Source organism: Streptomyces sp. NPDC001781 (assembly GCF_053596035.1).
This window is the reverse complement of record NZ_JBSFFI010000076.1, coordinates 1-2,534: the sequence shown is the minus strand read 5'-3', so window position 1 is coordinate 2,534 and position 2,534 is coordinate 1. Positions and strand designations below refer to the sequence as shown.

At 71.5% G+C, this 2,534-nt stretch carries 2 protein-coding genes and 1 pseudogene; all 3 read right to left on the bottom strand.

Annotated elements, in window-relative coordinates:
- Positions 1-586, bottom strand: a pseudogene (locus ACWCV3_RS28660) (hypothetical protein); the annotation flags it as partial.
- Positions 586-1,917, bottom strand: a complete 1,332-nt coding sequence (locus ACWCV3_RS28655) for a DNA cytosine methyltransferase (protein WP_451230192.1) — start codon at positions 1,915-1,917, stop codon at positions 586-588. The pseudogene ACWCV3_RS28660 and the gene ACWCV3_RS28655, both read right to left, overlap by 1 nt.
- Positions 1,914-2,534, bottom strand: a 621-nt coding sequence (locus ACWCV3_RS28650; protein ID WP_451230190.1) for a hypothetical protein, incomplete at its 5' end; no start/stop codon positions are given. The genes ACWCV3_RS28655 and ACWCV3_RS28650, both read right to left, overlap by 4 nt.

Genomic DNA, 2,534 nt, shown 5'->3' with positions numbered 1-2,534 from the left:
GCGTGTGGAAGGCCCGCCGCGAGGTGGCACCGGTGCGCGCCTCGGTGCGCCACCACTCCCCCGCGCCGACGTCCAGCACGGCCGGGCCGCACCGGCGCCCGAGCGCGGTGAACGCCTTCAGCTCCGAGGCGTACAGCACCGGCCGGGCCCGGTGGACGTGCAGCGGGATCTCACCCTGCCGGTCGCGCGCCGCGTGCAGCGTGCCGGGCTCCCGCTCGTCCGTCCACACGAGGGCGAACATGCCGTCCAGGGCGGGCAGCGCGCGGGCGGGCCCGAGCACGGCGAGCGCGGCGGCCACGACCTCCGTGTCCCCGGTGGTCCGCCACACCCGGCCCGGCTCCGCCTGCTCCACGAGGCGGCGGACGTGGCCCGAGTTGAACAGCTCGCCGTTGTAGGCGAGCAGCACCGGGCCGTCCCGGAACGGCTGGTCCGAGCGGGACGACGGGTCCTGTATCGCCAGCCGCGTGTGCCCGAGCGTGCAGCCGGCTGATTCAGCGGTGTTCGCTGAATCCGGGCCCCGGTGGGCGAGCGCTGCCACGGCGCGGCCGAGGTCGACGGACCCGGCGGCGGCCACGAGGCCACACATCAGATCGTCCCCGCCTCGCGCAGCGGGAGCAGGATGCGGTCCCGGACCGTGGCCGCAATGTGGGACATCATCACCGGCGGCACCGCCCGGCCGATCCGCTCCCAGCGCTGCGCGTAGCTGCCGGTGAGGGCGAAGTCGGCCGGGAACCCGCCGATGGCCCGCAACTCGCCCAGCGTCAGCTTCCGCGCCTCCACCCAGTGGTTCGGCCCGGTGAAGCTGGGGCCGTCACCCTGCCGGGCCATGACCGTCTCGTACGGCTGGTCCAGGTGCTGCCGCCGGACGTGGAAATACTTGTCCGACTTCTCACCGGGCCGCAGCTTCCTCCACTCCTCATGGACGGCGTACCCCTTGATGGACAGGGCCTGCCCGGTCTCCGGGTCATGGGTGACCGGCTCAGCTTCTCCGTGGATTTGGAAGTCGTTGGGCCTGAGTTTTAGAGTTGCCGACGCCCGGTCGGTAATGTCGCCCATGCTGAACTGCGGTTGCCCGGACGTGTCGTGGATGAACCGGGGTTCCACGATGACCCGCGACGGCGGGAAGCGGTTGTTCCCCGTAGCGGGGGTGGCGCCGATGGTCGGAGAGGGTTGGTCAGCCGCACGCATAGCGCCTTCACCGAAGCCGCCGTTGTCGCCCTGCGCCAGGATCCACGGCAGCGCGTCGCGCACGGTGTACTGGTACGGCAGCGGCGCCGGGTGCGCCGGGTCCATGCCGAGGTCGTCCCGGACACCCACGAGGATGAGCCGCTGCCGGGCCTGCGGGACACCGAGCCACGACGCGTCCAGCACCCGCGCCTGCACCCGGTACCCGCACTGCTTCAGCCGCGCCAGGATCTCCTTGAAGTACCCCTTCGCCGTGCCCTTGACCAGTCCGGCGACGTTCTCGGCGACGAACACGCGGGGCCGCGTCTGCTCAATCAGCCGTGCGTACTCGAAGAACAGGTCGTCGGTGCGCTGCTTGGTGTCGCTGTACTTCTTCACCGACCCCCAGCCGGCCTCGCGCTTGCCTGCCGTGGAGAACGACGCGCACGGGGGCGAGCCGTCGAACAGGTCGATCTCCCCGACGCCGAGGCCGGTGGCGGTGAGGATGTCCTGGCCGGTGACCTCGCGTATGTCGCGGGTGTCCAGCACGGTGTACGGCGCGGCGTTGGCCCGGTACGTCTCCTGCGCGGCCGGGACGAACTCGCTGGCCCACAGCATCCGGAACCCGGCCATGCGGTAGCCGAGGCTGCTGCCCCCACACCCTGAAAACGTGGACACGGCATTGAAGCCGTTCCACGGCAGGGCCCGGATCTCCTCCATGGACGGCACGCGGTACAGCGGCTTGGCAGTCACGACGACTTGCCCGACCACGTATAGCCGCACTTCGGGCAACGGTGCTCGGTCGGGATGTCCTCGTCGTAGGACGGGAACTCCGCCGGCGGGACGGCGGCCGGGGGCGGCAGCAGGTCCGCGTCCGCGCCGCCGGCCGCGAACCGGTCGGCCTCACTCAGTGCGTAGCCGGTACCCACCAGGTCGCCGTCGAACGTGGCCAGGATGGCCTCCAGCGCCTGCTGGTCGTAGTCGCCGACGTCGGCCGCGCGGTTGTCCACGACGTTGATGCGCCGGGCCGTGGCGTCGTCGCACTCGATGATGTGCGAGAGCGCGGCTGGGTCGTCCTTGTCGACGCTGATGCAGAGCTGGCACGGGCGGTCGTTGGACAGCTCCCAGTCCGCGCAGGCGGCCCGGTCGTCCTCCTCGTGCCGCAGCAGCGCCAGCCGGGTGTGGTTGCCGGCGAGCACGGTGAACGTGTCGGCGTGCCGCCGCACCGTGAGCGGCTTGTACTGCCCGTTCGCGCGCAGGGAGTCCAGGATCAGCTCCACGTCGCCGCGCCGGGCGTTGCCGGGGAACGGCTCCAGGTCTTCCAGCGAAACCGGTTCGGTTCCGACCGTCGTCATCATCGCCGCGTCCTC